Annotated in this window: 32 protein-coding genes and 1 tRNA gene; 25 read left to right on the top strand and 8 right to left on the bottom strand. The window is 42.7% G+C overall.

What is annotated here, in order from left to right; all coding sequences use genetic code 11:
* Positions 1-92: 92 nt before the first annotated feature.
* The 5 genes from IE039_RS06890 (at position 93) to IE039_RS06870 (ending at position 3,018) form a co-directional block, all read left to right on the top strand.
* Positions 93-425 carry a hypothetical protein gene (locus IE039_RS06890; RefSeq protein WP_229782851.1) on the top strand — a complete coding sequence of 111 codons (333 nt, stop codon included), beginning with the start codon at positions 93-95 and terminating at the stop codon, positions 423-425.
* Between the two features lie 265 nt (positions 426-690).
* Complete coding sequence (locus IE039_RS06885; protein WP_010003219.1) at positions 691-1,062, top strand: hypothetical protein; 372 nt, start codon at positions 691-693, stop codon at positions 1,060-1,062.
* Between the two features lie 107 nt (positions 1,063-1,169).
* Positions 1,170-1,574, top strand: coding sequence for a hypothetical protein (locus IE039_RS06880; protein WP_010003218.1), 405 nt, complete (start codon positions 1,170-1,172; stop codon positions 1,572-1,574).
* Positions 1,575-1,775 carry a hypothetical protein gene (locus tag IE039_RS06875; protein ID WP_010003217.1) on the top strand — a complete coding sequence of 67 codons (201 nt, stop codon included), beginning with the start codon at positions 1,575-1,577 and terminating at the stop codon, positions 1,773-1,775.
* A gap of 121 nt (positions 1,776-1,896) precedes the next feature.
* A complete protein-coding gene (locus IE039_RS06870; RefSeq protein WP_010003216.1) occupies positions 1,897-3,018 on the top strand; it encodes a tyrosine-type recombinase/integrase in 1,122 nt (373 codons plus the stop codon).
* 292 nt (positions 3,019-3,310) lie between these two features.
* Here the strand turns inward: IE039_RS06870 and IE039_RS06865 are convergent, their stop codons facing one another.
* The 3 genes from IE039_RS06865 to IE039_RS06855 form a co-directional block, all read right to left on the bottom strand.
* On the bottom strand, positions 3,311-3,928 hold the full coding sequence (locus tag IE039_RS06865; RefSeq protein WP_229782850.1) for a TVP38/TMEM64 family protein: 618 nt from the start codon (positions 3,926-3,928) through the stop codon (positions 3,311-3,313).
* Positions 3,929-4,032: 104 nt separating this feature from the next.
* Complete coding sequence (locus tag IE039_RS06860) at positions 4,033-4,923, bottom strand: serine hydrolase (protein WP_010003213.1); 891 nt, start codon at positions 4,921-4,923, stop codon at positions 4,033-4,035.
* A gap of 239 nt (positions 4,924-5,162) precedes the next feature.
* Positions 5,163-5,702 (bottom strand): GNAT family N-acetyltransferase, encoded by a 540-nt coding sequence (locus IE039_RS06855; protein WP_010003212.1) that lies wholly within the window; start codon positions 5,700-5,702, stop codon positions 5,163-5,165.
* Between the two features lie 221 nt (positions 5,703-5,923).
* On the opposite strand from IE039_RS06855, the gene IE039_RS06850 reads away from it, so the two are divergent.
* Positions 5,924-6,379 carry a GNAT family N-acetyltransferase gene (locus IE039_RS06850; RefSeq protein WP_019039971.1) on the top strand — a complete coding sequence of 152 codons (456 nt, stop codon included), beginning with the start codon at positions 5,924-5,926 and terminating at the stop codon, positions 6,377-6,379.
* Between the two features lie 14 nt (positions 6,380-6,393).
* Here the strand turns inward: IE039_RS06850 and IE039_RS06845 are convergent, their stop codons facing one another.
* Positions 6,394-6,732 (bottom strand): hypothetical protein, encoded by a 339-nt coding sequence (locus IE039_RS06845; protein WP_010003207.1) that lies wholly within the window; start codon positions 6,730-6,732, stop codon positions 6,394-6,396.
* A 185-nt stretch (positions 6,733-6,917) separates the two neighbouring features.
* Between IE039_RS06845 and IE039_RS06840 the strand changes: the two genes are divergently transcribed.
* The 3 genes from IE039_RS06840 (at position 6,918) to IE039_RS06830 (ending at position 9,252) form a co-directional block, all read left to right on the top strand.
* On the top strand, positions 6,918-7,505 hold the full coding sequence (locus tag IE039_RS06840; RefSeq protein ID WP_010003206.1) for a TetR/AcrR family transcriptional regulator: 588 nt from the start codon (positions 6,918-6,920) through the stop codon (positions 7,503-7,505).
* Between the two features lie 20 nt (positions 7,506-7,525).
* Positions 7,526-8,881: a carboxylesterase family protein gene (locus tag IE039_RS06835; RefSeq protein ID WP_010003205.1), complete on the top strand. Its 1,356-nt coding sequence runs from the start codon at positions 7,526-7,528 to the stop codon at positions 8,879-8,881.
* A gap of 80 nt (positions 8,882-8,961) precedes the next feature.
* On the top strand, positions 8,962-9,252 hold the full coding sequence (locus tag IE039_RS06830) for a DUF2316 family protein (RefSeq protein WP_010003204.1): 291 nt from the start codon (positions 8,962-8,964) through the stop codon (positions 9,250-9,252).
* 89 nt (positions 9,253-9,341) lie between these two features.
* On the opposite strand, the gene IE039_RS06825 is transcribed toward IE039_RS06830, so the two are convergent.
* Positions 9,342-9,836: a hypothetical protein gene (locus IE039_RS06825; protein ID WP_010003202.1), complete on the bottom strand. Its 495-nt coding sequence runs from the start codon at positions 9,834-9,836 to the stop codon at positions 9,342-9,344.
* A 253-nt stretch (positions 9,837-10,089) separates the two neighbouring features.
* Here IE039_RS06825 and IE039_RS06820 point away from each other — a divergent pair, with 253 nt between their 5' ends.
* Complete coding sequence (locus IE039_RS06820; protein ID WP_010003253.1) at positions 10,090-10,503, top strand: iron chaperone; 414 nt, start codon at positions 10,090-10,092, stop codon at positions 10,501-10,503.
* Positions 10,504-10,529: 26 nt separating this feature from the next.
* Here IE039_RS06820 and IE039_RS06815 read toward each other — a convergent pair whose 3' ends face one another.
* Positions 10,530-10,814, bottom strand: coding sequence for an AFWIR motif membrane protein (locus IE039_RS06815; RefSeq protein WP_019040110.1), 285 nt, complete (start codon positions 10,812-10,814; stop codon positions 10,530-10,532).
* 28 nt (positions 10,815-10,842) lie between these two features.
* Positions 10,843-11,775 (bottom strand): ribonuclease HIII, encoded by a 933-nt coding sequence (gene rnhC / locus IE039_RS06810; RefSeq protein ID WP_189428943.1) that lies wholly within the window; start codon positions 11,773-11,775, stop codon positions 10,843-10,845.
* A 73-nt stretch (positions 11,776-11,848) separates the two neighbouring features.
* Here rnhC and zapA point away from each other — a divergent pair, with 73 nt between their 5' ends.
* From zapA to IE039_RS06745, 13 genes are all read left to right on the top strand, one after another.
* Positions 11,849-12,253, top strand: a complete 405-nt coding sequence (gene zapA, locus IE039_RS06805) for a cell division protein ZapA (protein ID WP_189428942.1) — start codon at positions 11,849-11,851, stop codon at positions 12,251-12,253.
* The gene (locus IE039_RS06800; protein WP_048700499.1) at positions 12,250-12,771 is read left to right on the top strand and encodes a CvpA family protein; all 522 of its coding nucleotides are present in this window, start codon (positions 12,250-12,252) and stop codon (positions 12,769-12,771) included. The genes zapA and IE039_RS06800 overlap by 4 nt, the downstream gene beginning before the upstream one ends.
* A 58-nt stretch (positions 12,772-12,829) precedes the next feature.
* Positions 12,830-15,235, top strand: coding sequence for an endonuclease MutS2 (locus IE039_RS06795; protein ID WP_189428941.1), 2,406 nt, complete (start codon positions 12,830-12,832; stop codon positions 15,233-15,235).
* A 186-nt stretch (positions 15,236-15,421) separates the two neighbouring features.
* On the top strand, positions 15,422-16,264 hold the full coding sequence (gene mutM / locus IE039_RS06790; protein WP_019039890.1) for a bifunctional DNA-formamidopyrimidine glycosylase/DNA-(apurinic or apyrimidinic site) lyase: 843 nt from the start codon (positions 15,422-15,424) through the stop codon (positions 16,262-16,264).
* Positions 16,265-16,272: 8 nt separating this feature from the next.
* Complete coding sequence (locus IE039_RS06785; RefSeq protein WP_019039889.1) at positions 16,273-17,004, top strand: DUF975 family protein; 732 nt, start codon at positions 16,273-16,275, stop codon at positions 17,002-17,004.
* Positions 17,004-17,624 carry a dephospho-CoA kinase gene (coaE, locus tag IE039_RS06780; RefSeq protein ID WP_146976297.1) on the top strand — a complete coding sequence of 207 codons (621 nt, stop codon included), beginning with the start codon at positions 17,004-17,006 and terminating at the stop codon, positions 17,622-17,624. The genes IE039_RS06785 and coaE overlap by 1 nt, the downstream gene beginning before the upstream one ends.
* A complete protein-coding gene (locus IE039_RS06775) occupies positions 17,611-18,948 on the top strand; it encodes a DnaD domain protein (RefSeq protein WP_010003929.1) in 1,338 nt (445 codons plus the stop codon). Before coaE ends, IE039_RS06775 begins: the two co-directional genes overlap by 14 nt.
* Before the next feature lies 1 nt (position 18,949).
* A complete protein-coding gene (dnaI, locus tag IE039_RS06770) occupies positions 18,950-19,876 on the top strand; it encodes a primosomal protein DnaI (RefSeq protein WP_189428940.1) in 927 nt (308 codons plus the stop codon).
* A complete protein-coding gene (locus IE039_RS06765) occupies positions 19,876-20,958 on the top strand; it encodes a YibE/F family protein (RefSeq protein WP_189428939.1) in 1,083 nt (360 codons plus the stop codon). Before dnaI ends, IE039_RS06765 begins: the two co-directional genes overlap by 1 nt.
* A complete protein-coding gene (locus IE039_RS06760; RefSeq protein WP_189428938.1) occupies positions 20,955-21,731 on the top strand; it encodes a YibE/F family protein in 777 nt (258 codons plus the stop codon). Before IE039_RS06765 ends, IE039_RS06760 begins: the two co-directional genes overlap by 4 nt.
* A complete protein-coding gene (locus tag IE039_RS06755) occupies positions 21,724-22,026 on the top strand; it encodes a hypothetical protein (protein ID WP_029508974.1) in 303 nt (100 codons plus the stop codon). Before IE039_RS06760 ends, IE039_RS06755 begins: the two co-directional genes overlap by 8 nt.
* A gap of 68 nt (positions 22,027-22,094) precedes the next feature.
* Positions 22,095-22,490: an immunity protein Imm33 domain-containing protein gene (locus IE039_RS06750; protein WP_048700483.1), complete on the top strand. Its 396-nt coding sequence runs from the start codon at positions 22,095-22,097 to the stop codon at positions 22,488-22,490.
* Positions 22,491-22,602: 112 nt separating this feature from the next.
* Positions 22,603-22,673: transfer RNA gene (locus tag IE039_RS06745), tRNA-Cys, on the top strand.
* Between the two features lie 33 nt (positions 22,674-22,706).
* Here the strand turns inward: IE039_RS06745 and IE039_RS06740 are convergent.
* Positions 22,707-23,690 (bottom strand): sugar transferase, encoded by a 984-nt coding sequence (locus IE039_RS06740; protein WP_189428937.1) that lies wholly within the window; start codon positions 23,688-23,690, stop codon positions 22,707-22,709.
* 202 nt (positions 23,691-23,892) lie between these two features.
* Between IE039_RS06740 and IE039_RS06735 the strand changes: the two genes are divergently transcribed.
* A complete protein-coding gene (locus tag IE039_RS06735; protein WP_068850741.1) occupies positions 23,893-24,954 on the top strand; it encodes a BMP family lipoprotein in 1,062 nt (353 codons plus the stop codon).
* Between the two features lie 76 nt (positions 24,955-25,030).
* Positions 25,031-25,537, top strand: a complete 507-nt coding sequence (locus IE039_RS06730; protein ID WP_029510544.1) for a transposase — start codon at positions 25,031-25,033, stop codon at positions 25,535-25,537.
* Positions 25,538-25,624: the final 87 nt, after the last annotated feature.

The following is a 25,624-nucleotide window of genomic DNA, read 5'->3' as shown; positions in this document are numbered from 1 at the left end:
TCAAAAAATAAAAGTTGCCTAATCAGTTCAGCCCTAGATAAAAAATAGTCCGAATTATTGACTTATGAGCACGTAAGGTTATTAAGATGTTTATGGACGCAGAGCGAGCTAGAACATTAAACATCCCCGAAAACGTTCAGAAAGCCACGGCAGACTGGTTAAAGAGCGCTGATATTGTCTCACAGTGGCTAGATGAGCATACAGAAGAAGCCAAGGACAGACGACCGACCGCCAAGTATATGTATCAACAATTTAGTCGTGATATTGAAGACATGGGGATGCAAGAACGTATCAACCGTAATACTTTTTACAGTCGTATGGAAAATTTAGGTATTCAAAGTTCAAAAAGTGTGACTGTTTCAAGTTTAGATGATGAACATGGCAAATCAACTAAGAGATTTTTGGATATTAAGTACGTAGAATGACGTTTTATTTACACAATATTTAACTTTTATTGATATTTAAAACGGCTGTAACCATTGGTATAAAAGACTTATTGATGTTCTTGACTTTTTATTGAAGTTACTAGAATAAATAATATATATACGTATATATAAGGACTGCAGAAAAAAGTCAAGAAAGTCAATTTTTTAGTCAAGTCCATTGTGGCACAAGCGATACAGCGTTTTAACAATGTCAATAACAAGTACATTGAAAGTATTTTGTGGTCAATTTTTAAAGGGGATGAAAATGAATTATATAGTTGGTTTTATATTTTTAGCATTAATTGGTTATATCTTTGAACAGCATAGGCGTGTTCATTATTTAGTGAAGCGAAATATTGAGCAAGAAAATTTAAAAGTGATCCAAGACCACCAGTATGACACACTAAAGCATTTGACTAATATGTTAGATAACACGTTAAAGGCTTTTGGGTATGATTATCGACAATTTGATAAAAATAACTTTGTTAAGCACGAACTCACACCAGAGCAAATACAACAGTTGTGGCAAAGTCAGCAACGAGAGATTAAACAATCAGATAACGAAGTGACACAGTTTGATGTTGAGTTGAAGAAAGGTGGATTGTATGCTTGGTGGCATAGTTTTAGGGATTTATAGACAAAAGCAGACGTACATCTTGAGTAGCTAAAATACAGTGGTTGCAAGGCTTTAGCTTATGAACATTAAAATACAGAGGTTGTATTTTACTAGTAAGGAAAGTTTTTATGAATATCAACGATTTAATGAGTAGGTTTCCACGACCAGAAAAGACCTATGCAGAAAAAGAAAGCACCATGTTTTATGTATACGTGTTTAATTTAGTCATGGATGAGTTGATCAGACGAAAGCTAACTAATCGTAGAGCAATCAATTATGTTTTGTCTTATACAACGCACGGAAATAAGTCCAGAGCTTATCAAGAAACACATCCTATGGCGAGTAAACGGACAGCTAACGTCAACGCTAATAAATACCATAAGCGTTTTGATGTATATGTGGCACAGTCAATCAGCATGCGCCTAGTATATAAAGGCAGGTTATCACTAGCAATGGCGATTAAAGACATCAATGTACACGGCATTGAACGATATGTGAATAAATTGATACTTGAAGTGTGGAAAGGAGAATAGATGACAGCAAGTAATAATCATCCCCAACAATGGCCACAGTGGATGAACCGCAGTAAAGCACATCAATACATCAGTGTAGCCGACAATACTTTTATCAAACGGTACGTGAAGACAGGCAAGGTAAAAGGTTATCCAACAGAGCATGGCACGAGATATAATCGTGATGAAATTGATGAAGCTGTGAGACATTATTATGATTAACAATGTTTAAGAAAGTATTAAGCTAAAAACAACATCATAACAGTGTGAAATAATGAAAGCGTGTGAACATGCTTTTTTTATTTATCTTCAAACACTGCTTACTTGCTGGTAAGGATAAATTATGAAAGTACAACAAATAGATACAAAGAACTTCAGGACATGGCAGGTAGACGGCTACCTGATAAGTGATAGCCAACAGATTAGAGTTAAAAAGCGAGGTTTTGACAGCAAGCGTAGCGCACAACAATGGTTTAATAACGAGAGTGTGTTATTTGAGAATGGCGAAAGTAAATACAATAAAAAAACAACTCCCAACGTTATGACCGTTAAAGAGTTGTATGATATGTGGCTAGGTACTTATCAGCATACTGTAGAAGAAAGCACGCTTAATAAGACAATGAATGTTTTTAACATCCATATCATCCCCGAATGGGGGGATATATTAGTAACTGATATTAAGCCATTGGACTTACAACGATATATTAACACAATGCAGGGTAAGATACTGCATTATCGAAAGATAACAGGTTATTTCAGACGATTATTAAATATTGCTGTTCGTATGGATATGATAGATGTAGACCCGTTTACCAAAGTAGACATGCCGAAGGAACGCAGACAGACTAATAAGCCTAAGCAATTTATGGATGTAGACGAATTTAAAGCTTTTGTTGACGTGCTAGATAACCAATATAAATACATTAATCAGCAAGCTTATACGTTGCTAAGATTGGGTGCTTTTACTGGTATGAGAACCGAGGAACTACTCGCTTTGCAATGGCAACATATAGACTTTGACAATGGTTATATCAGCATTGTACAAGCGCTAGGGCGTGGCTTGAACGGTAGCACCTATATTAAATTACCAAAGAGCCAAACCAGTAGGCGCACCCTTAAAATTGATAATAAGATGTTAGTTGTGATGTCTAATTGGTATGAAGTCAGTAACCATAAAAATGGGGATGATTATGTATTCAGTAATCACGGTACTACTTTGCAAGTTATGCGACCGAATAAGTGGTTGCATGATGTCAGTGACAAGTATGGTGTAGCGGTTGGTTTATCTATGCACAAGTTGCGTCATACATGGGCGACTTTAGCATTAGATCAGGGTGCAAGCGTGAAACAAGTACAGACTTATCTAGGTCATGCGGATGTCTCTATGACATTAGATGTGTATAGTGATATAACTAAGCGAGCCAGTGATGAGACAGGAAACATATTAGCAAAGCTAGATATTTAGGGAAACAAAGTAGTAAAAACCGCCATGAATGCTGATATATAAGGGGTGTAGTAACTCCCCTCGGCTCCATATTAGCGGTGATACTAGGCATACTGGTATCACCGCTTTTTGTATGCAAAACGTTGATATGATAGTGTTTTCAGTGTATACAAGCGTATCAAAAAATATAAGAAAAAATAAAAAAATAAGCACCGTTTGCTACAAATTGACGACATAGATACAAAAAACGCACCAGCTGAAACTGGTGCGTTTTTTATCGTATTAATTCGTGAAAAAATTTTAGATTTGACGGTTATGATTGTGTTTGTTGCTGATGCTTCTTGATACGTAAAAGGATAACGGCAACAATGCCGACAGCGAGTACAGCTAAGACGACTTTTAGTTCCGGTGTACTGTGACCACGGAAGATGGCATCGCCACCAACACTAAGCAGTACTGCAGATGGAATGCTGCCGATAAACATTGACAAATAGGTTACTTTATCAGGCAATTTAAGTTTATTGGCGGTGTAATTCACGATAAACATCGGGATAATGGGAATCATATATGAAATCGTTAAAATGATTGCGGGATGTTTAGCGGAAGAGATAAATCGCACCCATCGGTTTTTCGTGTGTGGCTTAGATAGGATCTTGAAATGGCTGATGAGAATAAAAGATAAACTATTACCAGTAAAGGTACCGATGATATTTAATAAAATACCAATAGCGGGACCAAAATAGACACCGATTAAAACACCGACCATTGATGTTGGCACACCAGGAATCAGACAGAAAAGTGCCAAGGTAGCAGTTAATAGAAAGGCCGTGGTAATACCATGTGAACGAATTTGCGCACGAATGTCTGCCGCAAGCGTATGGGGGTTAATTAATGAGAGAACGTCAGGATATAGATTTTTAGTTAATAACAATAACAAAATGATTGTGATAGCACCAACTAAAATACTGACTATAGTCTTTTTTTTTCACAACAGCTTAATCCTTTCTGAGTTATTGCGCTGTGGTACAAGGCGAGTTAATCGGCATTTAATTGCTTGACCGTAACCGCCGCTAGGGATTCAATTAAATCAATGCCTTGATCTTGGGTAGCATTGCCGTTTGTTAAGACAGCAATGGTATAGTTACTATTCTCGGTTTTGACGTGGCCAATTGTATTCACCACCCAACCGGTATCGAGTTCTAGCCAACCATTTTTAAGTTCAACTTGTGCATTGTCAGCGAGTTCGCTACTCATGCCCCAGGCTTGGTCGGGCGCAACATTTGCCATGAGTTGCAAGACATAGTTGCGATCTGCTTGATCGAGTGGGAATTTGGTACCATAAGCCAACGCGTTTAATAATTTGATTTGATCGGTTGCGGTTGTCGTTGATAGTCCCCAAGCAGCCGTGCTCATTTTGGTATGGGTCATGCCGAGTTGATTAAAAAGGCGGTTGGGCGCCGTGTAGCCACCTTGATAGGTGTTTAATAAAGTAGTCGTGGCTTGGTTATCAGATAAGGTGATCATGTCGTGAGCAAGGGTTTGCTCATCAGCGGACAATGATGTGTTGTTGTCTTCGTGGTTATTTAATAAGTTAGCCAAAACAGCCACTTTAATGATACTAGCGGTGTAGTAGGTCACGGACGTGTTATTGCTGAAAGCGGTAGTCTGGTTCGTTTTGTGGTTATAAACCGCGATGTTAACGTTAGCGTCTTGATCTGTGAGGATATCTTGCCACTGCTGCTTTAATTCAGAGTCTGGTTGGTGAGTTAATTGTTCAGACAACGAGACAACGGGTCTGGTCAATGATTCGAAGAATGCTTTACCACCAGCCTGATAAACTAAGATACCACTGAGAACGACTAGTAGGAGAATCGTGACACGGACACCTTTTTTCAACTTGGGTCTTTTTTGCTTACGGAGGGTCATAAAATCAGTTTACATTTCTAAAGTAGTTGCAGTATTAGACGTGGCATGGCAGGTATCATTTACCAGTTGCTTGTCTGGCATGACACAGCCATGACGTCAAATAACATATACCCATCATAACAAATATTTAGGAGACCTGTCAGAGAATTGTGCGTGCTAACGCCTCGTGCGCCCTGCGTGAAGCGAAACTAGTTGCTGTCGCAAAAAATTATGTACGCACTCAAACGAGTGCTTGTTGTTTATTTTTGTCTGGCATACCAGTCAGCTTGAAAAATAGCGTAACGGTCGGTGTCGACCCATTGCCCATTATAGAATACCTCGTGCTTGAACGTCGCTTCTTTGGCGAAACCAACGCGTGTATATGCCTTAATTGCCCCAATATTAAAAGGATAAACGTTGAGTTTGATTTTATGCAGGTTCAGGTTGTTAAACCCATAATCTAAGATGAGGTTTAATAGTTCAGTGCCATAACCTTTGCCACGATCGTCACTTTGAAGAATGCCTAAGGCAAGTTCAGCTGTGTGATTACGAATACTGATGCCAAACAGGCCGACAAAACCAATGAGACGATCATCACTGGTTTTCCTGACTGTGAACTCGACATTGTCATGGCTATTTGCGCTTCTGGTAAAAATCTTTTCCCAATCGGCTGCGGTGAACGGATGAATCATCTCAGTTGACAAGGGATTGTTGAACGCATCATCCCATTGCCCTGTGGCGAATTGTGCACCATCACCTTCATGATAGTGTGATAACTTGACGTTTTGACCAATAAACATATTTTCTCTTTTCTCTAAATGTGTGCGGGGATACTTGCAACAGTTAAAGAAGGCTGCAAGTTAGGGCAGTTTAGTGGCAATCATATGCAACTCCTGGGCACATCTTTTAGCGTGGATAAGTGCTTGCACGTATACAAGAACAGTGGGTAATTCAAAAATTAAATGTTAAAAGTGTTAGAAATATTATATCATAGTTATAAAACAGAAAGAGAACATAACGGATGACAAAAAGAGTTGGACGCTTATCTGCGACAGATGTCACAGCTGCTGCACAATTATATCAAACGGTATTTTCCCAAGCACCATGGTTTGAAACGCATGCTTTACCTGACGTGAACCAATACATCTCACGCTTGCTGGCAATGAACACTAATCGTTGCTATGCAATTTGGGAAGCAAAACAACTTATCGGGGTGGCCTTAGGCTTTTCTAGACCGTGGCATCGTGGGGTAGAATACCAGTTATTAGACTTATTCGTGGCTGCTGACCAACAAAAAAAGGGTGTCGGCACCCTTTTGCTTGAAATGATTAAAGCGGATTTATCAGCGGTTGATATCCCGCATATCATATTAGAAACGGATAAGGGAACACCAGCTGAACAATTTTATTATCACAATGGTTTCACGGTACAACCCGACCAACGTGCGCTGACGTTGGTCAGTACGACAGCACGTTAATCTTTGATGTGATTTTAATAGCTGTTATTAATGAGTGTTGAGAGCATTGTCACAAAAAAGAAGACATAAACTACGCCAAGAATCACTGCGATAATGAATTGGACAAGTCCGGCACGATTCCAAGTTGCTTGAACGGCTTTAAAAGTGTCAACATCTTGGTAGTCACCTTTTTGCCAAGCCCATTCGTTGCCTTTAAAGCCACAGACAAATATCCAAACGAGATTGAAGACAGGGATGAGACAAAGTAGTGGCAGGTAGGTCTTATTGCCAATGCCCCAAAAGATATTGTAAATAAATGCTCCCCATTTCCAACCGCGTATTTCCTCAGGCACTGTTTTACCATTTTCATTCATGATTAAATTCCCCCTATAGCTTGTGATGTGGGATAACCCACATCAATCATTGCTTCTAGCATAACAAAACACTCAGAAAAGTGATAGGCAAACACCCTGAAAATTGCCATTATGGTATTTTAAGCATTTTTTCTATTGTAAAACGAAACGTATCGTTTTATAATTAACCCTAACAGGAGGGCACAATGCATAATCCCAGTAAACAAGATAAATCAGTCGGTCGCCCACGTAGCGAGGCGGCCAAAACAGCCATTATCCAAGCGACCATATCATTATTAGATACGGTACCGTTTTCTAATTTGACGATTGAAGCCATTGCGAAACAATCAGGTGTGAGTAAGGCAACAATTTATCGTTGGTGGCCAAATAAGGAAGCCTTACTCTTTGCGGCCTTTTTACACGTCACCACAGTTGACGTTAATTTTGAGCCAGCATTGTCAATTGCGGATAACTTCCGCCAAGTGATTGGGGACCTTGTGGTCATCTTAAATCAGCCACTTGGTCGCGCCTTAATTACCGTTTTAATTGATCAACCTGAGCGTGTGACCGCTTTTCAAACGACATTTTTTGAAGTCAAACGCCGCGCAGCAAAGCAACTCTTAACAGCTGGTCAAGCGCAGCACGTGATTAAGCCTGATATTGATCTGGATAAGGCATTGGATATGTTATTTGGCGCAGTTTATCTGAGAGTATTTTTGTATACAGAGGTTGTAGATACGGACTATATTGATGCAGTGATTGCCGCATTTATGCAAGGCATTCGTCAGGATTAAGACGAGAAAGGTCGTGTCACATGACAGATGAATTGGTTGTACAAGTTGCCCAAGGGCAGTTACTTGGGACAAAAGAAGGCCAGACGCACGCATTTTACGATATCCCTTATGGACAATTCGCAGGACGCTTTAAGTATGTTGCAGCACCAAATACTTGGGAAGGGACACGACTTGCGACCAAGCCAGGGCCTATTTTTAACCAAGATATTAACCGTTTGGGTCCGGTGATGGGGAGCAAACCTGAAGAAAAAAATCAGTCCGAAGATGCGTTTCGTTTAAATGTGTGGACAACTGGTTCACAAACTAAAAGGCCAGTGCTTTTTTGGATTCATGGTGGGGGCTTTTTGACCGGTGGTGGCGCTTTACCTTGGTATAACGGGCAAAGTTTGGCAGAAAATGGCGATATTGTGGTGGTCACCGTTAATTATCCGTTAGGCGCTTTGGGCCATCTCTATCAACCAGGGGTTGCGGATGATAATTTGGCACTCCATGATTTAATCACGGCCTTGACTTGGGTCAAGGATAACATCGCGGTTTTTGGTGGCGACCCCGACCAAATAACCGTTGCCGGACAATCAGTGGGTGCTTGGTATACGTTAGCCCTATTTGCGTCACCCCTAGCGCGTGACATGATTCATCGGATTGGCTTATTGAGTTTTCCAGGGGCTGCTGAACCGTTAACCAAAGATAAAGCAGCGATGCTGACTGAAATTTTACTCGCACAACTGGGCTTATACGATCCGGCTGAATTGACACAAGTGCCAGTTGAAAAGATTGTGACAGCGCAGGGTGCAGTGGCATTAGAAATGCAAAAACGGACGGGCGATCCGGTGCCAACGGGTTTTTATCCGTATATCGATGGTCATATTATCACCGGTTCGATCATGCAAGGTGCGTTGGACCGCGCCAATGCTCAGACACAACTCTTTGCTGGTACCACAACCAATGAAACCACCGCGTTTTTCCAACAGCCAGCCGTGAAAAAACAAGCCAATTATTTTGAGATGATTCAAAAAACAACGGCTGACATTTTCCAAATCCCAACGCAGGCGTTAATCACTGGATTTGCGGCCCAACAAGCACCAAGCTATCTTTATGACATGGCGTTTGCCGCCAAAGACCCCATGATGCTGGCTTGTCATTGTATTGATTTACCGTTTATTTTTAACAATTTTACCCAATGGGATAATGCACCGATGCTGGCCGATGTAGACACAAGCAAGGCTTATCCGCTCGCTGAACACATGCAGGCGTATTTCACGCAGTTTGTGAAAACGGGGAACCAAAACCAAGAAGACCAGCTCGATTGGCCGCAGTTTGCAGCCAATCACCCAGCAAAAATTGTCTTCAATCAAGTCATCACCGTTGAAAAATGAGTGGCCAATCTGAGAGCTAATGAGTTGGCATTTTTTGAAAAAGTGCTATGCTATGCCTATAGCAAAATAGGAGAAAAAACATGTCACTTAATCGCGCAGAACACGCTCAAACAGCGCAGGAATTACAAGAAAATTTAAGCAAAGTTGCTTTAGAACAGGTCGCTGCTGACTTAGGCACAACGCCGGAAAAGGTGCTGGCAGTGAGTCAACTCGATGTTGATCGCATTGAAGAACCGTGGATTTTGCGTAACTATTTGATCAAAGCATTGGGATCAGATTTAACGCCCTTTACGGTATTGACTGGTGACTATCGCCAGATGTGGTTCTTAGATACGGCCTATATTGACCGTGCACAACTTGGCTATGCTTGATAGATAAGAACGTATCGATTGAGATGCGTTTTTTTATTGGCAATAAAAAAGTGATCAGCTGCTATATCAGACATAGCAGCTGATCACGGTTAATCAATTGACGGGTATTTCATTTTTAAATTATTGAATAGGTAATCAATGGCTGGCCGAACGATAAAAAAGAAGACAGGGACAGCAACAAAAAATGTTTTAGCCCAGTTACCAAAGTAGCCAGGAATAAAGTAAGGGTAAAGTTGACGATGGGTTTCAGTTAAAATAACCATCATGACAGAGACATTACCGGCAATCACGAGAACGGGAATTGAAACGTGTCGTGGCACAATTGTTGTGAAGTGTTTCGGAAAATAATTGTGTAACTTCAACACGAGTGGCAATGTCACATAAGTGCGTAAGCAGTAGATGAATAACACAGCGAGTGGATAAACTTTCAAAATCGTCATCACGATGGGCCATGATAAACCGAAGCGAATAATCGTATTGTAGCTCAACATGATCATCACCATTGTACTCAGCAGTGCGATGGCCACTGTATTAGGGTGATGCAAAATTCTAAACAAGAATTTTTGAAGTAGGGGGACTGGCATAAAACGTTTCCTTTATTTGGGATATTGTGGTCTTGATACGGTGTTTGGCCAGGATACGATGATAAGCATTTGTTGCAACCCTAATTGATTATACATATGCAACATTGGTTATTTCACTAATAATTCAGACCTATCTATCATATCAAAAAGGCCAACCAAGATAAAGCAGTTTATGCAGCGCTATTGTCGTTTCGTGCTTTTTTCGATATGCTAGGGGCAACACATAAAAAACAAAGTAAGTGAGGCCTACAGCATGAATGAAAAAACAACTTTTTCAGACTTTGAACGTGAAGCCATGCGCGAACGCGCAGCAGAATTGCGTCGGACGAAGAATACTGAAGCTGATTTATTGGAAAAAATTGCGGAAATGACCGACGAGGAAGCCCGTTTGGCATTGAAAATACATGAGATTGTGACAACGACTGCACCGGAACTGAAACCCAAAACATGGTATGGCATGCCAGCCTATGCCAATTCGCAAGGTAAAACGGTCTTATTTTTCCAACCGGCAACAAAGTTTAAAGCCCGTTATTCAACGTTGGGCTTTAACGATGCGGCGCAATTAGATGAGACGGCGATGTGGCCAACAGCTTATGCTATCACAGAATTAACGCCAGCTGTGGCAACACAGATTGAAGCGTTCGTCAAAAAAAGTGTTGGCCGTTAAAAAAGCACAGCAATATGCTGTGCTTTTTAAGGCTTTTTATTGATTTCTTCAAAGTCGCCTTCAAACGTGTTGGGGTCTTCTGGCGCGCGGGGTGGTTTGATAAAGCGAATGCGGATCCAAAAGGCTAACGCAAACAGCAACAACAAGCCAACAATCGCAAAGAAGTTTTTGATCACAAAACTGACCAACAAAATCAAAACAATGGCTAAAAGTAAACGGGGGATAATCCCAAATGTGTTTGTAAATAAGAATGCGATAAAATAAATCCCGAGAAAGATAATGACGAATGGGATTAACAGAAAGCTTAACATCGTTATTCCTCCAAAAATTCAGTTTCAATTAGCGCCGTAATTTTTGCGCTTTTTGGGTGTTAGCAAAATGCACCTTGGCAAAATGGTTTAAATCCAGACCACGATCAAGTAGTTGCGCAGCAGCTTCATCAGCCTGACGGCCCGCGCCAATGGGCAATGGTATGCCAGCTTCTTCACTTAATTTGGCCATGCTGTCGAGTTCAACAACACGGGCTAAAATTGAGGCCGCAGCCACACTTAAATGATACTGTTCGCCCTTCGTGGTGAAATAGACGTTGTCTTTGATGATCGGGGATTGCTGGGCTTGGGTTAAATACTTGAAATAAGTACTGGCCTGCGCAAATTGGTCAATGAGAATGGCATCAGGGGTTGTTGGGGCAATTTTTGCTAGGACTTTACCGAGAACAAAATTATGTGAAATCGCCTTCATTTGATTCACGTTGTTGGTCGGTTGCATTTGATTATACTTTTCCGGCATTAAATTCACAACATGATGCGGCAAATTGGCGATGATTTCGGGCGCAATTTGTCGCATTTTAGCATCGGTTAATGTTTTAGAATCAGCGATTCCTAGTTGTCGCACCCAAGCAAGCTGGTCTTTTGGTACGTAGACTGCTGCAGTGGTGAGTGGGCCAAAATAAGCGCCCGCGCCAACTTCATCAGAGCCTAAAACGGACCAATTGGCAAACCCTTGGGGAATATTGACACCAGGCGTTGTCGCTTGTTTACCGGTTACTTGGCGGGTGGTGTTTTGTTGTGCCGGTGTTTGCCAGCGGGCTGCTTCTTGGGCATAATTGGCCCCCTGAAACATGACTTTACCCGAGCGATATGCGGTGATGGTCGTGGGGCCTTTTTTAGCGACAAAAATAGCGCCAGTGGGTTGTTTGCCCGTCGCCATGTTGGCGTAGTAATCGGTGATTTTTTTTAATTGTGTTGGGGTCACTTGAATAACAGTTTGCATACTAGTCATTATAGCAGTTTTGGCCGTCTGAAATATGGTGTATAATGGATGAGATATTATAAGGATAAAAATAATGGCTTATCAAAACGAGAAACGACAATATCGGGCAAATTTAGCCGGTAAAAATTATACAATTTCTGGGCACGCAAGCTTGCCACATTTTAAGGCAACGGAAACACTGTTTAACAAGCAAATGACGCAAATTAAAACAGTTGCTCCAAAGCTTGCGCCCGTTGATCAACTGACACTGTTGACATTTAACGCCCTGTCAGACCAGCTTTACAAACAGGCAGAAGTCGATGCGTTGCAACAACAAGTGGCGAAATTAGAGGCAGAAATTGCCCAACTGAAGCAATCACCAAAGACCACGGCTAAGCGCATCCCACGTAATGCGATTAGTTCAATTATTGATGATGCCAAGCAGGAAAGTCACGCACGGACGACGGATAAATTATTTAAACAAGGAACAAACACATGATTTTACTTGGGATTGCCATCATTTTTGTGCTACTCTGGTTGATTTCGGGCTACCGTCATGGGTTCGTTAACGGCCTATTGCGTTTAGCATTGTGGGTGGTTGTGTGGTACATTGCCATTAAGTTTGCGCAACCGTTTGGCCAGTTCTTGTCACGTTTTCTGGCGGGTCAGTTTGTGCGTACCACGGTGCCGCAAGATGTTGTGAGTCACGGCTCACAATTTTTAGGTTCAGGCATTGCGTTTAGTTTATTACTCATTCTAGGTGGGACAGTCAGCCATTTTGTGCTGCGATCTTTGCACGTTATCCGGCATATCCCAATATTAGGTTGGGTTGATGGCGTTTTAGGGGCATTGTTATATGGTGTGATTGGGGTCGTGATTGCCTTTTTTGCCCTCCAAGTGCTCTCGGTTGTCCCTGATGTGTGGATCCAAGATCAATTTTTAAGCACACCATTGTTGAACCAATTACTGGATGGCGTGCCGTTTTTTGCAGAACAGATTTATCACTGGTGGCTATAAATGACCTACCTGATGACACGGTAAATTATTGAATCAGAACGGGGGCGTATTAAAATTTATGAATAAAAAAGTTTTAACAACACTTGAATATGACAAAATCAAAGCGCAATTACAGGACTTTTTAGCGACACCAGTTGGGCGTCAAGAGGCTGATCAATTACAACCGGAAACGGATGTGACAGTCATTAACGCTTGGCTACAAGAAACGGCAGATGGTGTTTTAATTGACCGCTTAAAAGCTGGGATTCCTTTGGCCAAGTTGGCGGATATTACCCCACATTTGAAGCGCTTGAAGATTAATGCGAGTTTGAATGCCACTGAATTGTCAGAGCTTAGTACCGTTTTACGGAATACGAATGCGATTGCACACTTTTTTGAACAAATGGCGGATGAAGCGATTGGAGATTCCCTACAAGTTTTGCCGGAACAAGCAGCCAACTTGGCAACATTACCGACATTAACCCAGCAAATCGAAATCGCGATTGATGCTACCGGCCGCATTAATGATGAGGCCTCATTTGACTTAAAAGCGATTCGTGGCAAGATTACTGGTAATGAACAAGCCGTTAAAACGAAGATGCAAGGCTACACGCGGGGGAAAACCGCGCAGTATCTCAGTGATCCAATTGTGACTATTCGTGCTGACCGTTATGTATTACCGGTCAAGGCCGAATACCGTAGTCAATTTGGCGGCGTAGTGCATGACCAAAGTCAAACTGGGCAAACGCTTTATATTGAGCCCCAGGCAGTGGTTGAACTCAATAATAAATTGAGTGAACTGCGCGTTAAAGAACAAGCCGAAGAGCAACGTGTGCTACAAGAATTATCAGCTGCCTTGGCACCTTACACCGAAGAAATTGCCCGTAATGTGGCCATTTTGGGGCATTTTGATTTTGTGAATGCCAAAGCACGTTTGGCGGCACGTTTAGATGCGATGCAACCGGTTGTGGATCCAGAAAATCATGTGGCGCTACAACAAGCATGGCATCCCTTATTGGATAAAAACGTGGCGGTCGCTAACGATATTGTTTTAGGCGAAGATTATAAGGCCATTATCATTACGGGGCCAAACACCGGTGGTAAGACGATTACCATCAAAACCTTGGGCTTATTACAATTGATGGCGCAATCGGGCTTGTTTATTACGACGAAGCAACCATCAACAGTGGGCGTTTTCCACGAAGTCTTTGCCGATATTGGGGATGAACAGTCAATTGAACAGAGTTTATCCACATTTAGTTCACATATGGCCAACATTGTGTCCATGTTAGAACGCATTGATGATCGCTCGCTGGTGATTTTTGATGAATTAGGGGCAGGCACTGATCCGGCCGAAGGTGCCGCATTGGCTATTGCCATTTTGGATAAAGTGGCAAGTTTGGGTGCCTATGTGATTGCGACAACACATTATCCAGAATTAAAACTCTATGGTTATAACCGGCCAGAAACACTGAACGCTTCAATGGTCTTTGATGTGGAAACGTTGAAGCCAACTTATCAATTCTTGATGGGCGTACCAGGACAATCAAATGCCTTAGCGATTGCTAAGCGGTTAGGCTTTGGGGATGATGTGATTGGGGCAGCGACGGCCTTAACGGATGAATCTGATCAGGATTTGAATCAAATGATTGCTGATTTGGTCGCACAACGTGAGGCGGTTAAACAGCATGATGCTGAGCTGACGATGCAGCTGAAAGCAACAGCTGAGCAAGCGGAAGCTTTGGTTGCCAAAGAGGCACAGCTAGAACGTGATCGTGCACGGATTGTGCTTGATGCTAAAAATGAAGCCAACCATATTGTGGCCGCGACGAAAAAGCAAGCCGAACAACTCATTTCAGAGATTCGTAAGGAGCGTTTGAATGCTGGTCAGCAGACTGGTAAGTTGAGTGAACAAGCCTTGCAAGCTAAAAAAGCGGCGTTGGATAAACTCCGCCAAAATGATAGTTTGGAAAAAAATAAGGTGTTGCAAAAGGCTAAGCGCGCCAAGCAATTGGCTGCTGGCGATGAGATTGTCGTGCAATCTTATGGACAACAGGGAACGTTGGTGAAGCGACACAGTAACGGTCAATGGGAAGTTGAGATGGGCATCTTGAAGATGCTGGTTGATGAAGACGATATTGTGAAGACGGAAGCCACTACTAAGGCCCAAAAAACGAAACAAAAGAAAAAACAACAAAAAATTGTCAAAACTACGACAGCGGGTGGTTCAGCTCGTGTGTCAGCCCGATCAAGCTTGGACTTGCGTGGTGTACGCTATGAAGCCGCTTTGGCGGAGTTGGATCGTTACCTTGATCAAGCCGTATTGGCGAATTTAGGTGCGGTAGAAATCATTCACGGCAAAGGGACAGGGGCGTTGCGTAAGGGTGTGACAGAGTTCTTACGGTCAGATCGCCGCGTCAAATCCTTCCGTTTTGCTAACGCGAATGCTGGTGGTGATGGCGCTACCATTGCCGAATTGGCATAAATTTATCAGTCAACATAAGTTGGGGTATCTGTTGGTGCCCCAGCTTTTTTGATTGGATATCATTTATCCCTCATGGGATGTGTTAAAATTAGTATTACGCATGGCGATTGGTTTGAATCGCAAAAAGTGGTTTAAACCCAGTCATTTGAATGATAAAAGCTGATAGATAAGTGTTAAGAGGTGTGTATGCCAGAGTTACCAGAAGTTGAAACGGTCCGTCGTGGCTTAGAAAAATTAATTATTGGTAGTCAAATTACCCAAGTGAAGTTACCTTATCCAAAGGTCATTACCGGTGATTCACAAGCCTTTATCACAGGAGTACGCAATGCGCATTTTACGGCGATTGATCGTCGCGGGAAATATTTACTCTTGCGGTTATCAAATGGGCATACCATTGTCTCGCATCTGCGTATGGAAGGGCAATATTCGGTTGAACCGATTGATGCAACCCCACATAAGCATACGGAAATTATTTTTGAACTCGCTGATGAGCGGGTGTTGTTCTATAACGATACGCGCCGGTTTGGGCGTATGGTGCTAGCGACAACCAATCAGGAAACGCTGGCTGTGCCGGCTTTGGGCAAGCTTGGTCCTGAACCAACAGCGCAAGACCTGACCTTAGCAGATATGGTAGCAAAATTTGCCCGTTCCAAAAAACCAGTGAAATCGTTTTTGTTGGATCAAACGCAAATTGCTGGTATTGGCAATATTTATGCCGATGAGGTCTTATGGCAAAGTAAGATTCATCCAGAAACACCAGCCAACTTGTTGTCGGAAATGCAATTAGCGACCTTACGGCAAAATATCATTTCAGAGATGGCACGCGCCATCGCACATCATGGCACAACGGTCCATAGTTTTAGTAATGTTTTTGGCGAGGTTGGGCAATTTCAAAATGAATTGCAGGCTTATGGCCGCGTTGATCAGCCGTGCCTGCGCTGTGGCACCCCGTTAGTTAAAATTAAAGTCGGTCAACGTGGCACGACTTTTTGCCCAGTTTGTCAAATTAAACAAGAACCAACGACATAGGAGAAATAATGAATTCAACAGAACCAATTAGTATTCGTGAAGTTAAGCGTGAAGCACGGGCCCTTTACCGTGGTCGCTATCGTACGGCCATTAAAATCAATATTATCCCAATTATTTTAAGCGTCGTATCTGTTTACATGATGAGTTTAGCGGCCTATGCTTTCTGGGGCTTTGCAACGGCGCCTTCGCCACAAGTGGCAGATAACGCTTCGGCGGTGTCACAAATTAATGATGCGATTGAAAATATTTTAAGTAGTGCGATTGAGATGATGTTTATTTGGACCACCAGTTGGACATTGATTGATTGGTTTGAAAAGCCATTGTCACAGCCAACGCTCAAAGAGACGTTCCAAATTTTTCGTCGTGGTAATGTGTTTCACTCGTTTTTGCTAACGATTGTACAAAGTGTTTTGCTCTTTTTGTGGACGTTACTCTTTGTGATTCCCGGTATCATTAAATTATTCTCTTATTCGCAAACGTATTTTGCGTATAAGATTGATCTTGAAAATGGGACACGCCAACGCCAGTTGACAGATTATATCACGATTAGTCGCCGTGTCATGAATGGCCGTAAGTGGGAACTGTTTCTGCTTGAATTAAGTTTCATTGGTTGGCACTTACTTGGTATTTTGACGGTTGGTTTGGCCTATATTTACGTTGTGCCTTATTTGAATGCTACGCGAGTCGCTTATTCACGTCATTTGTTTACCATGGCATTGGCTAAGCGTGGTGAACAATAATGTTGATTGTCGGTCTTACAGGTGGGATTGCCACTGGCAAATCAACAGTGAGTGCGCAGTTACGCGCGGCAGGCTTTCCCGTTGTTGATGCTGATATTGTGGCCCGAGAAGTTGTTGAACCAGGGACACATACGTTGGAAGCGCTAAAACTTGCGTTTGGGCCTGGCATTATTGATAATGGGGTGCTTAACCGTCAGCTACTCGGTGAACGGGTTTTCAACAATCCGGCGGAACTAGCCCGGTTAAATCGTATTATCCAACCCGCTATTAGTTCTGCTATGTCAGATAAAATCAACTTTTGGCGGCAACAACACACCCCGATTCTCATTTTAGATGTACCGCTGTTGTTTGAACGTGGTTATCATCAAGAAAATCGTGTCGATAAAATTGTCGTTGTCACCGCAGATGAAGCCGTGCAATTAGCGCGGTTGCAAGCACGTGATCAGCTAGATGTCCAACAAGCGCAGGCCCGGATGCAGTCACAAATGCCGTTGGCTGAGAAAGTTGCTCAAGCTGACTACGTGATTGATAATAACGGGGATCAAGCCCAACTAACGACTCAGGTCCAAACACTCATCACTGAATTAAAGGAACTTGCACCAAAATATGACGCCAACTAATGAGACAATTGAATTTCATGCATCAGCAGGGGTTTTCGTTCAGAGTGATCATTTGATTACCGCTGATGATTTGTCGCGGGTTTTTAACTTGTATTTACCCTTCATCGGTGCGACAAGTTACGCCTTGTATCATTTATTGGTCAATGAATTACCCTTTGCCCAAGAACAGGTGACGCGGCAAGACCATAATTTTATCATTGATAGTCTGAATATTAGCTTGCCCAACTTTGTTAAATTTAGACGACGCCTTGAAGCAGCAGGATTAATTAAAACTTTGTATCAACGTGACGCACTTGGTGAAGTCTATGGGTACCGGTTATTGACGCCTTTGACGGCAGACAAATTCTTTAAAGAACAGCTGTTGGCCGGTTTACTGTACAAATTTGTTGGTGAAGAGCGTTATCTCACGTTACAAAATCGCTACGATGTGCAAGGGCAAACGACGTTGGCCGGCGAAGACATTTCCGCACGTTTCTTACAAGTTTTTCAAAATCAAAACGATGTGAGCGTGCCAACCACACCACTCGCTTATCAAGAACCTGTTGTGCGTGCCGAACCAGTGACGTTTGCGTTTGAGACATTTGCCGATATGGTACGGGGCGTGGCAGCGCCGCATTTGCAACAGCAACGGAATTTCTTAGTGGCGATGCATTTGACGTATGGTGTGGACGAAGTAACATTAGCCGGGATTGTGAACCAAAGTGTGACACTGGATACACATGAAATTAACACCCAAGAAGTCCAGCGCTTACTGCGGCAACAAACAGCGCCACGGCCGCAATCAGCAGACAAGTTGGTCGCAACAGCGTCAACGGTACCAGAAATTAAAAATGCAGAGGCGCGCGCTTTGATTGCCATTGCGCGCGACACCCCAGCACAGGAATTTTTGGTCTATGTGAAAACAACGCTTAAAAATGGGCTTGTCCTGAAAAATGAACGCGATGTTGTTGATTATTTGATTGCCCGCAGTATTTTGCCAGTTGCCGTGGTCAATATTTTGGTCCATTATGTGTTGATTGGGTTGCAAAATGATAACCTCAAGCCAGCCTTAGTGACGACGATTGCGGATTCTTGGACACAAAATCAGGTTGATTCACCAGAGAAAGCGTTGATTCAAATTCAACAACACCAGCAAGCTAATCAAGCACGCCAAGAAAAGCGCTTTAGTCGCCAACAAAAGCCGCAAAAGACGACGCCAAAATTTGTCAAGCAAGCACCAAGCACAACCACTTCAGCCGCCGATACGACAGCCAACCCCTCAGTCAGCACCGATGATGTGGCGGCCGCATTGGCTAAATTAAAGAATATAAAGACGAAGAATTAATATGCAAAATTTATCTGAAGTACTCAAACAGTTTCAACAAAAGTATCCTAAAATTGAAGACACCAAGTTGGCTGATATTGTCCAAAAGATTGCAGATGATGCGGATGTGCGGCAATTTTGGGCTGAGCATCAAGATGCGTTGCGGGCCGATGCTTTTCAACTGAAAATGATGGATTTGTATGAATTTGTGCAACAAAAACAACGCATCGCACGTGGGGAAAAAGCGCTTTATCCAGGCTATTATCCACAATTAGAGATTGAAAAAGGCTATCCGCATGTCCGTTATGTGGCCAATGAAAAAACGGCGCAACAGCGGATGCAGGCAGAGCGCTTAACGGCCTATAAAATGCCCAAAGCCATTCGTCACGCTGATTTGCAAACGATTGCCACGGATCCTGGCCGGGCTGAAGTGATTACAGCAATTGTGGATATCTTGCCTAAATTGCTGGCACATCAAGACGACTATGTCCAAGGTTTGTATTTGTATGGCGATTTTGGGGTGGGAAAAACCTATCTGATGGGGGCGTTGGCTAACGCATTAGCGGCTAACAATATCGATGTGATGTTGATGCATTTTCCATCATTTGCAGTCGATTTGAAGAACACGATTGGCAAGGATAATGCGGCACGGGAACGGCTACTTAACCAAGCTAAAACAGCAATAGTGTTGATCATTGATGATCTCGGTGCGGAAAACCTCAGCATGTGGATTCGTGATGATATTTTAGGTGTAATTCTAGAATATCGGATGCAAAATGAACTCACCACGTTTATCACCTCGAATTTTGATATGGCTGAACTGAGGGCTTATTTGGCGGAAACGCGTGATGATCGTGATCCTGGTAAAGCGGCACGATTGATGCAACGGATTCAATTCTTAACACGATTGGTGCCAGTCACTGGGAAAAATAGACGGTTAGAAAGATAATGTTACGACAGTCAGCAAAAAAATATGGCATCGTGTTGCTCGCCATTGTAGGTGTATGGTTTTTCCTGCGGCATGATGCGTTTTTATATCAGGGACCAGTTGGGCAAGTCACCCAAATGACGGAAAAAGTGACCCAGGCCACCACTGATGAACACAATAATAGCGATACGATGATGACGCAACACTTAACGGTTGAGATCTTGAACCGCAACCAAACTATCAAGCTCACGAATACGTACGCTGATTCGCAAGCCATCACGAATCGCTATCGTGTCGGGGATCAATTGCTGTTAGAAAATGTTGGTGGCAATATCCACATTTTATCTTTGAAACGTGATGCCTTGATAGGGGCTTTGGGCACCTTATTTATTGGGCTGCTGGTGATTTATAGTCGTTGGCGCGCCACGAGTTGGTTGTTGTTAAGTCTAGTGTTAAATGTTGTGTTGTTCGGTGTGGCCATTCATGTTGATATCCATGATAAAAATGCGAACGTCTTGTTGGTCTTTAGTGTGCTCGCATTGGGCTTAGCCATTGCCAGTTTGGCCTTAGTGCTTGGGAAAACACTACAAATGACGTTAACATTGCTGGCAACAGTGGTGACGACCGGCTTAACCATGCTCATTTTATTTGCCGTATTAGCCGTGACACATGGCAAAGGGGTACATTTTGAGACCATGTCGTATGTGACCCAACTACCGAAGTCAATTTTTATGGCGCAAACCGTGATTGGCGTGTTGGGCGCGGTGATGGATGAAGCAGCTGATATTGTGGCAATGCAGTTTGGTATGCGACGCGAAAACGTGACACGACAATTCAGTGATTACTGGCAAGCGGGCCTGTCAGCTGGTCGTGATATTATGGGCACTTTGGTCAATGTGCTCTTTATGATCTTTATTGCCGAGACGTTGCCAATGGTCTTTTTGATGTTGCGTAATGGTAATAACTGGGCATACATTATGGAGCAAATTATGAATCTTGGCATTTTACAAACAGTTGTTTCTGGCATTGGGATTGTCTTAGCTGTACCGGTGACGAGTGTCATTGTCGGTTGGGCGATGTCACGAAAGGCGGTGAAGGCATGAATGCAATTGGCTTATTATTACTCATTTTATTCGGCCTAATGATTTTTGTGGGTCGGGGGCAAGGCGTCAAAGCATTTATTGGCCTCATTTGTAATTTTTTTGCAATATTTATTCTCATCGTCTTAATCAATTGGCAATTTAATCCCTATATCGTCATCGGTATCACAAGTTTGATTATTTTAGCGATTGCGATTTATTTAGGTGCTGATGATGTGGCGGTCACTAATGTGGCTTTTAAAACGAGTGTCATTGTCGTGGCCATTTTAATGCTACTGGCTAGTGTCATGCAGTACTTTGGCCAATTCCAAGGCTTTACGACCGAAAATTCGGAAGAGTTGGAAGGGCTGTCAATGACGGTTGGCCTATCATTTAGTCACATTGCCCTGGCCGTGATGGTTATTTCGGTACTCGGGGCGGTTGCGGAAGCGGCGATTGCGATTGTGGCAGATTTAGCTGAAGTGGTTGAACGAACGCCAGACATGTCAGCCACAGGCTTATACGGGCAAGCACGCATCATTGGTGGGCAAATTTTGGGCACGGCAATCAATACCCTATTTTTTGGGGTTTTAGGGGCTAATTTGCCCCTTATTATTTGGTTTGTGCGTCTAAGATATCCGCTGGCAATGTTTTTTAATGCCAAGCTACTCATGGCGGAAGTTGTCACGATGTTGCTTGGGATGTTAGGGATTTTATTAAGTATTTGGATTGCAAGTTGGCTCGTCGTGCGAACGGCGATGCGACAGCAAAAAGTAGGCATAACACATGATGAATGAAACATTTAACTTAATTGAAGAAATTACGCGTCTAGATGGCTCAATTTATTTTGAATTGGGGAATATTATGCATAATGGGCGGGCTGAGTATGCAGCGGAGCATGGCTACATTCAGCGTGTCCGCATTCTTAAGATGAATATTGCGCGATCAGCGAGTGTGGAAGCGCTAGAACAGTATATTAACACGCACTACAACCTGTTACCGTTGGAATATGACGGCTGGGAAGAGTGGGTACGGACACCCGAAATGGAAAAAGCCATGCAACAAATTTTGCTTGAAAATAAATTAGGTTAAAGCGCCAAATTTTGCGGTTAAGTGGTTTTACGGTATAATAGTTGCAGTAAATTCAAAGAGGAATAGTTATGCGATCAGTATTTCATCAACCCGAAGCAGTCGTTTTAGCATCGAAACATCTGGTGGATGGCTCAGGAAAATTGCGCTGGGTTTATCGGGAGTTGGCACCAACCACACCACAAGATACCGGCTGGTTTTTATTTGCCGACAATGATTCAGAGGCATGGAACGCTGATCCGGCAAACTTTATGCCGTTGGTTATTGAGACAGCCTTAGCCATTGAACCGAGTTTGCGCCATATCTTAGATTTGCCGTATGGCACGGACTTAGTTTTGGATACACGACCTGGCGTTCAAGGGTGGTGGGATCCCAAAACGAAAACGCCAGTCTGGTTGGCTGATGGCTCAGTATCACCAAATATTCAAGTTGTCGCTGGTCAAGTCGTTGAAGACGACGTAAAGTAGCAAAAGATTTGTAATTTTAGTGATTTTGACCTATAATAATAAACGTTGTTGTGTTTAAAAAAACGCAGCTGATTGATGCATGAACATCAGCAGTGTGAACAACGTCTATGATGGTAATATGGCCAAGTGGTAAGGCAACGGTCTGCAAAACCGTCATCGCCGGTTCGATTCCGGTTATTACCTTAATCAAAAAGGTTGCCAATATGGCAACCTTTTTTATGTCGTTAATGTGGTTAAAGAGGCTTTGGTGTACAGCCCTTGCTGGAGTTTTTCCGCAATGACAGCGCCATTGGCTTGCCAAGTTGAAAAATCTGCGGCACTGACCCGTGCTAATTTATCCGTGAGTTCTGATAAATGATCAATAGTGAAACCAAGATTGTGGGTTGTAATCAGTTGCCCAATGGCACTTTCCGACCAAGCAATTAAGGGTAAGCCAGCACGTAGATAGAGACTAGCTTTGTGTGGCGCGTTGTACTTGGTATAAGTTTGATAGGTTTTATCGTCAAAGTCGTCATCCCAAATCAGCCCAAAACCTTGCGTTAACTGGTTAATGATCTCATCAGGGTCAAAATTACCTTGGTAGGCAATATTTTCGGGGAAATCAATAGCGCGCCATTTTTTAGGTTTGGCACCAAATAATGTGATTGGGGCTGCGCGGTAAGTTTGCAGCCAGGGTGATTTTTGAAAAGTCCCCGCAAAATTAATTTGTGTACTAAAACGTGCCGGCGTGACACTAGCACCCAAATAATCAAATAGGGGTTGAATGATGAAATGACTGGTAATACCAGCGGCTTGTAACCGGTGACGCATCGCGTCGGAATGTACAATCAGCGTGTCGTATTGTTTGAGGACGTCAAATTCCCACGGATCTAGCTTATTGAGGCGTAAGGGCTCAATATCATGAATGACCAGCGCCCGGCGCACCTGTCGTTCTTGGAGCGTCGCCACAAATAATTGTTCAAATTGTGCACTCATGTAGGTAGGAAATTGATGGACCACCAGGTTGTTGGCTTTGACAGAGGCTAACCATTCCTGAATATGGGCAATCAGGGTTGCTTGATCAAAGCGGGTATCGTTATAGCGATACAGGGGTAAGCGTGTCCAGCCAACGGTTTGCGCAATGGCGGCATAATCAGCTTTAGCTTTCAAGGCACCAGGCGGCATCCAAGGTTCGATTGTTTGGGTAATAAAATTTGTCATGGCTCTATTTTACCAAAAACCGAACTTTTTTTCTGAATAAGTTGTAAAAAACGAACATAAAATGAAAATAAAATATATTGTTCGGTTATAGTTTTTGTTTTTAATCGTTTTTTCATGGTTGTATCAGATAAAAGTTGGATAATAAGGATATCAAATATTTAGAGGAGATGTGTGACTGTCTTCAGTCGCACGTGGTAATATTATGCAACGTTCAGCACAAATTGGTATTGGTATTCTGGCAGTTGCCGTTATTGGTGGCGGTATCTATGCAGCAACACGTGGTGGTTCATCGACTTCAGGTAAGGATAACTACACAGCTGCGCTGGTAACAGATGGTGGTGGTGTGGATGACCGTTCGTTCAACCAATCAGCCTGGAATGGTTTGAAGGCTTATGGTAAAGCCAACAACTTGAAGCAAGGCACAACCGGTTATAATTATTTCCAAAGTTCAGATTCTTCTGATATTAAGACAAACTTACAAACAGCCGTTAAGGGTGGGTATAAGTTAGTTTATGGTGTTGGTTTTGCTGCAGCACCTGCCATGAATACTGTGGCTAAGGCTAACCCTAAGACAAGCTTTGCGATTATTGATGCTGTTGTGCCAGATAAAAACGTGGCCTCATTGATGTTTAAGTCTGAACAATCATCATATTTGGCTGGTGTGGCTGCAGCTAAGCAGACAAAGTCTAATACGGTTGGTTTCATTGGTGGTGTGCACGGTGATATCATCGACACGTTTGAAGCCGGCTTCATTGCTGGTGTCAAGGCAACAAACCCAGATATTAAGATTATGACGCAATATGCCGATTCATTTACAGATGCAGCCAAGGGTAAGACAATTGCCGCTTCAATGATTGCTGGTGGCGCTGACGTCATCTTCCAAGCTGCTGGTGGCACTGGTTCAGGTGTCTTTGCGGAAGCAAAGGCAACCGACCAAAAGTTGGCAGCTGACTCAGATAAGAAGGTTTGGGTCATCGGTGTTGATATGGATCAAAAGCGTGACGGTGACTACACAGACAAGGATAACAAGAAGTCAAACTTCACGTTGGTATCTGCTGTTAAGCGTGTTGATAACGCGGTTGAATCATTGACTAACCAAGGTCGTGAAGGCAAGTTCCCTGGTGGTAAGACAATCACTTACGGTTTGAAGGAAAAGGGTGTTGGCTTGGCCAAGGACTCTGCTTCACCAGAAGTTTGGTCAGCCGTTGAAGCCGCACAAAAGAAGATTATTGCTGGTGACATTAAGGTACCAGTTCATCCTTAATTTAGGCTAGACAAACAAAAGCTCAAAGCATTTGTGGTGTACCCCGAAAGTTAAAGCAACTTTCGGGGTTTTATTTATGACTAAAATTTCAAAACAAATTAAACTTCAGGCAATTCAAGATTATCTGTCTGGAAAATATTCCATACGTGGCATTACTGCTCGATATGGTATTGCTAACAGTGTCTTTCGCATGCTTATTGCCGCATACAAAAGTTTTGGATCAGACATATTATTTAATCCGCCAAAAATCACACCTGAATTTAGGATTAAAGTGGCATCATGGGCCATTCAAAATAACGCTTCTCATAGTCAAGTGGCTGCTAAGTTCGGCTATACAGGCATTGCCCAAATTGTTTCGTGGAAGAAGATCTATTCACAACTCGGGCCAAATGGGTTATTATCTATTCAAAAAGGACGATCACCTAGAATGCCTAATAAGAAGCCTAAGCAAGTAAAACAGCTCACAGAAACTGAAAAACACATTGCCCAACTAGAAGACGAAAACCTGCGACTAAAAATTGAAAATGAAGCGTTAAAATTATTAGCCTCGATTCAGCAACGAACCGACAACTCGCAGAAGTAGCTTGCCGGCTCGAGGTGCAATTTAAATTGGTGGCTATCCTAAAGGTTCTGCCAATCGCAGAAAGTACAGTGCATTACTGGAAACGAC

Source organism: Leuconostoc lactis KCTC 3528 = DSM 20202 (genome assembly GCF_014651235.1).
Taxonomy (GTDB): Bacteria; Bacillota; Bacilli; order Lactobacillales; family Lactobacillaceae; genus Leuconostoc; species Leuconostoc lactis.
This window is presented reverse-complemented; position numbering and strand designations above follow the sequence as displayed.

Excerpts from the sequence above, each read along its gene's own strand:
- IE039_RS06845 (WP_010003207.1), bottom strand. The coding sequence starts at position 6,732 with ATGAATGAAAATGGTAAAACAGTGCCTGAGGAAATACGCGGTTGGAAA.
- IE039_RS06885 (WP_010003219.1), top strand. The coding sequence starts at position 691 with ATGAATTATATAGTTGGTTTTATATTTTTAGCATTAATTGGTTATATC.
- IE039_RS06840 (WP_010003206.1), top strand. The coding sequence starts at position 6,918 with ATGCATAATCCCAGTAAACAAGATAAATCAGTCGGTCGCCCACGTAGC.
- IE039_RS06760 (WP_189428938.1), top strand. The coding sequence starts at position 20,955 with ATGAATGCAATTGGCTTATTATTACTCATTTTATTCGGCCTAATGATT.
- coaE (WP_146976297.1), top strand. The coding sequence starts at position 17,004 with ATGTTGATTGTCGGTCTTACAGGTGGGATTGCCACTGGCAAATCAACA.
- IE039_RS06735 (WP_068850741.1), top strand. The coding sequence starts at position 23,893 with ATGCAACGTTCAGCACAAATTGGTATTGGTATTCTGGCAGTTGCCGTT.
- IE039_RS06825 (WP_010003202.1), bottom strand. The coding sequence starts at position 9,836 with ATGCCAGTCCCCCTACTTCAAAAATTCTTGTTTAGAATTTTGCATCAC.
- IE039_RS06875 (WP_010003217.1), top strand. The coding sequence starts at position 1,575 with ATGACAGCAAGTAATAATCATCCCCAACAATGGCCACAGTGGATGAAC.
- IE039_RS06835 (WP_010003205.1), top strand. The coding sequence starts at position 7,526 with ATGACAGATGAATTGGTTGTACAAGTTGCCCAAGGGCAGTTACTTGGG.
- IE039_RS06855 (WP_010003212.1), bottom strand. The coding sequence starts at position 5,702 with ATGTTTATTGGTCAAAACGTCAAGTTATCACACTATCATGAAGGTGAT.
- IE039_RS06755 (WP_029508974.1), top strand. The coding sequence starts at position 21,724 with ATGAATGAAACATTTAACTTAATTGAAGAAATTACGCGTCTAGATGGC.
- IE039_RS06815 (WP_019040110.1), bottom strand. The coding sequence starts at position 10,814 with ATGTTAAGCTTTCTGTTAATCCCATTCGTCATTATCTTTCTCGGGATT.
- IE039_RS06775 (WP_010003929.1), top strand. The coding sequence starts at position 17,611 with ATGACGCCAACTAATGAGACAATTGAATTTCATGCATCAGCAGGGGTT.
- IE039_RS06730 (WP_029510544.1), top strand. The coding sequence starts at position 25,031 with ATGACTAAAATTTCAAAACAAATTAAACTTCAGGCAATTCAAGATTAT.
- IE039_RS06820 (WP_010003253.1), top strand. The coding sequence starts at position 10,090 with ATGAATGAAAAAACAACTTTTTCAGACTTTGAACGTGAAGCCATGCGC.
- IE039_RS06795 (WP_189428941.1), top strand. The coding sequence starts at position 12,830 with ATGAATAAAAAAGTTTTAACAACACTTGAATATGACAAAATCAAAGCG.
- IE039_RS06785 (WP_019039889.1), top strand. The coding sequence starts at position 16,273 with ATGAATTCAACAGAACCAATTAGTATTCGTGAAGTTAAGCGTGAAGCA.
- IE039_RS06830 (WP_010003204.1), top strand. The coding sequence starts at position 8,962 with ATGTCACTTAATCGCGCAGAACACGCTCAAACAGCGCAGGAATTACAA.
- IE039_RS06860 (WP_010003213.1), bottom strand. The coding sequence starts at position 4,923 with ATGACCCTCCGTAAGCAAAAAAGACCCAAGTTGAAAAAAGGTGTCCGT.
- rnhC (WP_189428943.1), bottom strand. The coding sequence starts at position 11,775 with ATGCAAACTGTTATTCAAGTGACCCCAACACAATTAAAAAAAATCACC.
- dnaI (WP_189428940.1), top strand. The coding sequence starts at position 18,950 with ATGCAAAATTTATCTGAAGTACTCAAACAGTTTCAACAAAAGTATCCT.
- IE039_RS06740 (WP_189428937.1), bottom strand. The coding sequence starts at position 23,690 with ATGACAAATTTTATTACCCAAACAATCGAACCTTGGATGCCGCCTGGT.
- mutM (WP_019039890.1), top strand. The coding sequence starts at position 15,422 with ATGCCAGAGTTACCAGAAGTTGAAACGGTCCGTCGTGGCTTAGAAAAA.
- IE039_RS06870 (WP_010003216.1), top strand. The coding sequence starts at position 1,897 with ATGAAAGTACAACAAATAGATACAAAGAACTTCAGGACATGGCAGGTA.
- IE039_RS06765 (WP_189428939.1), top strand. The coding sequence starts at position 19,876 with ATGTTACGACAGTCAGCAAAAAAATATGGCATCGTGTTGCTCGCCATT.
- zapA (WP_189428942.1), top strand. The coding sequence starts at position 11,849 with ATGGCTTATCAAAACGAGAAACGACAATATCGGGCAAATTTAGCCGGT.
- IE039_RS06750 (WP_048700483.1), top strand. The coding sequence starts at position 22,095 with ATGCGATCAGTATTTCATCAACCCGAAGCAGTCGTTTTAGCATCGAAA.
- IE039_RS06880 (WP_010003218.1), top strand. The coding sequence starts at position 1,170 with ATGAATATCAACGATTTAATGAGTAGGTTTCCACGACCAGAAAAGACC.
- IE039_RS06850 (WP_019039971.1), top strand. The coding sequence starts at position 5,924 with ATGACAAAAAGAGTTGGACGCTTATCTGCGACAGATGTCACAGCTGCT.
- IE039_RS06890 (WP_229782851.1), top strand. The coding sequence starts at position 93 with ATGGACGCAGAGCGAGCTAGAACATTAAACATCCCCGAAAACGTTCAG.
- IE039_RS06800 (WP_048700499.1), top strand. The coding sequence starts at position 12,250 with ATGATTTTACTTGGGATTGCCATCATTTTTGTGCTACTCTGGTTGATT.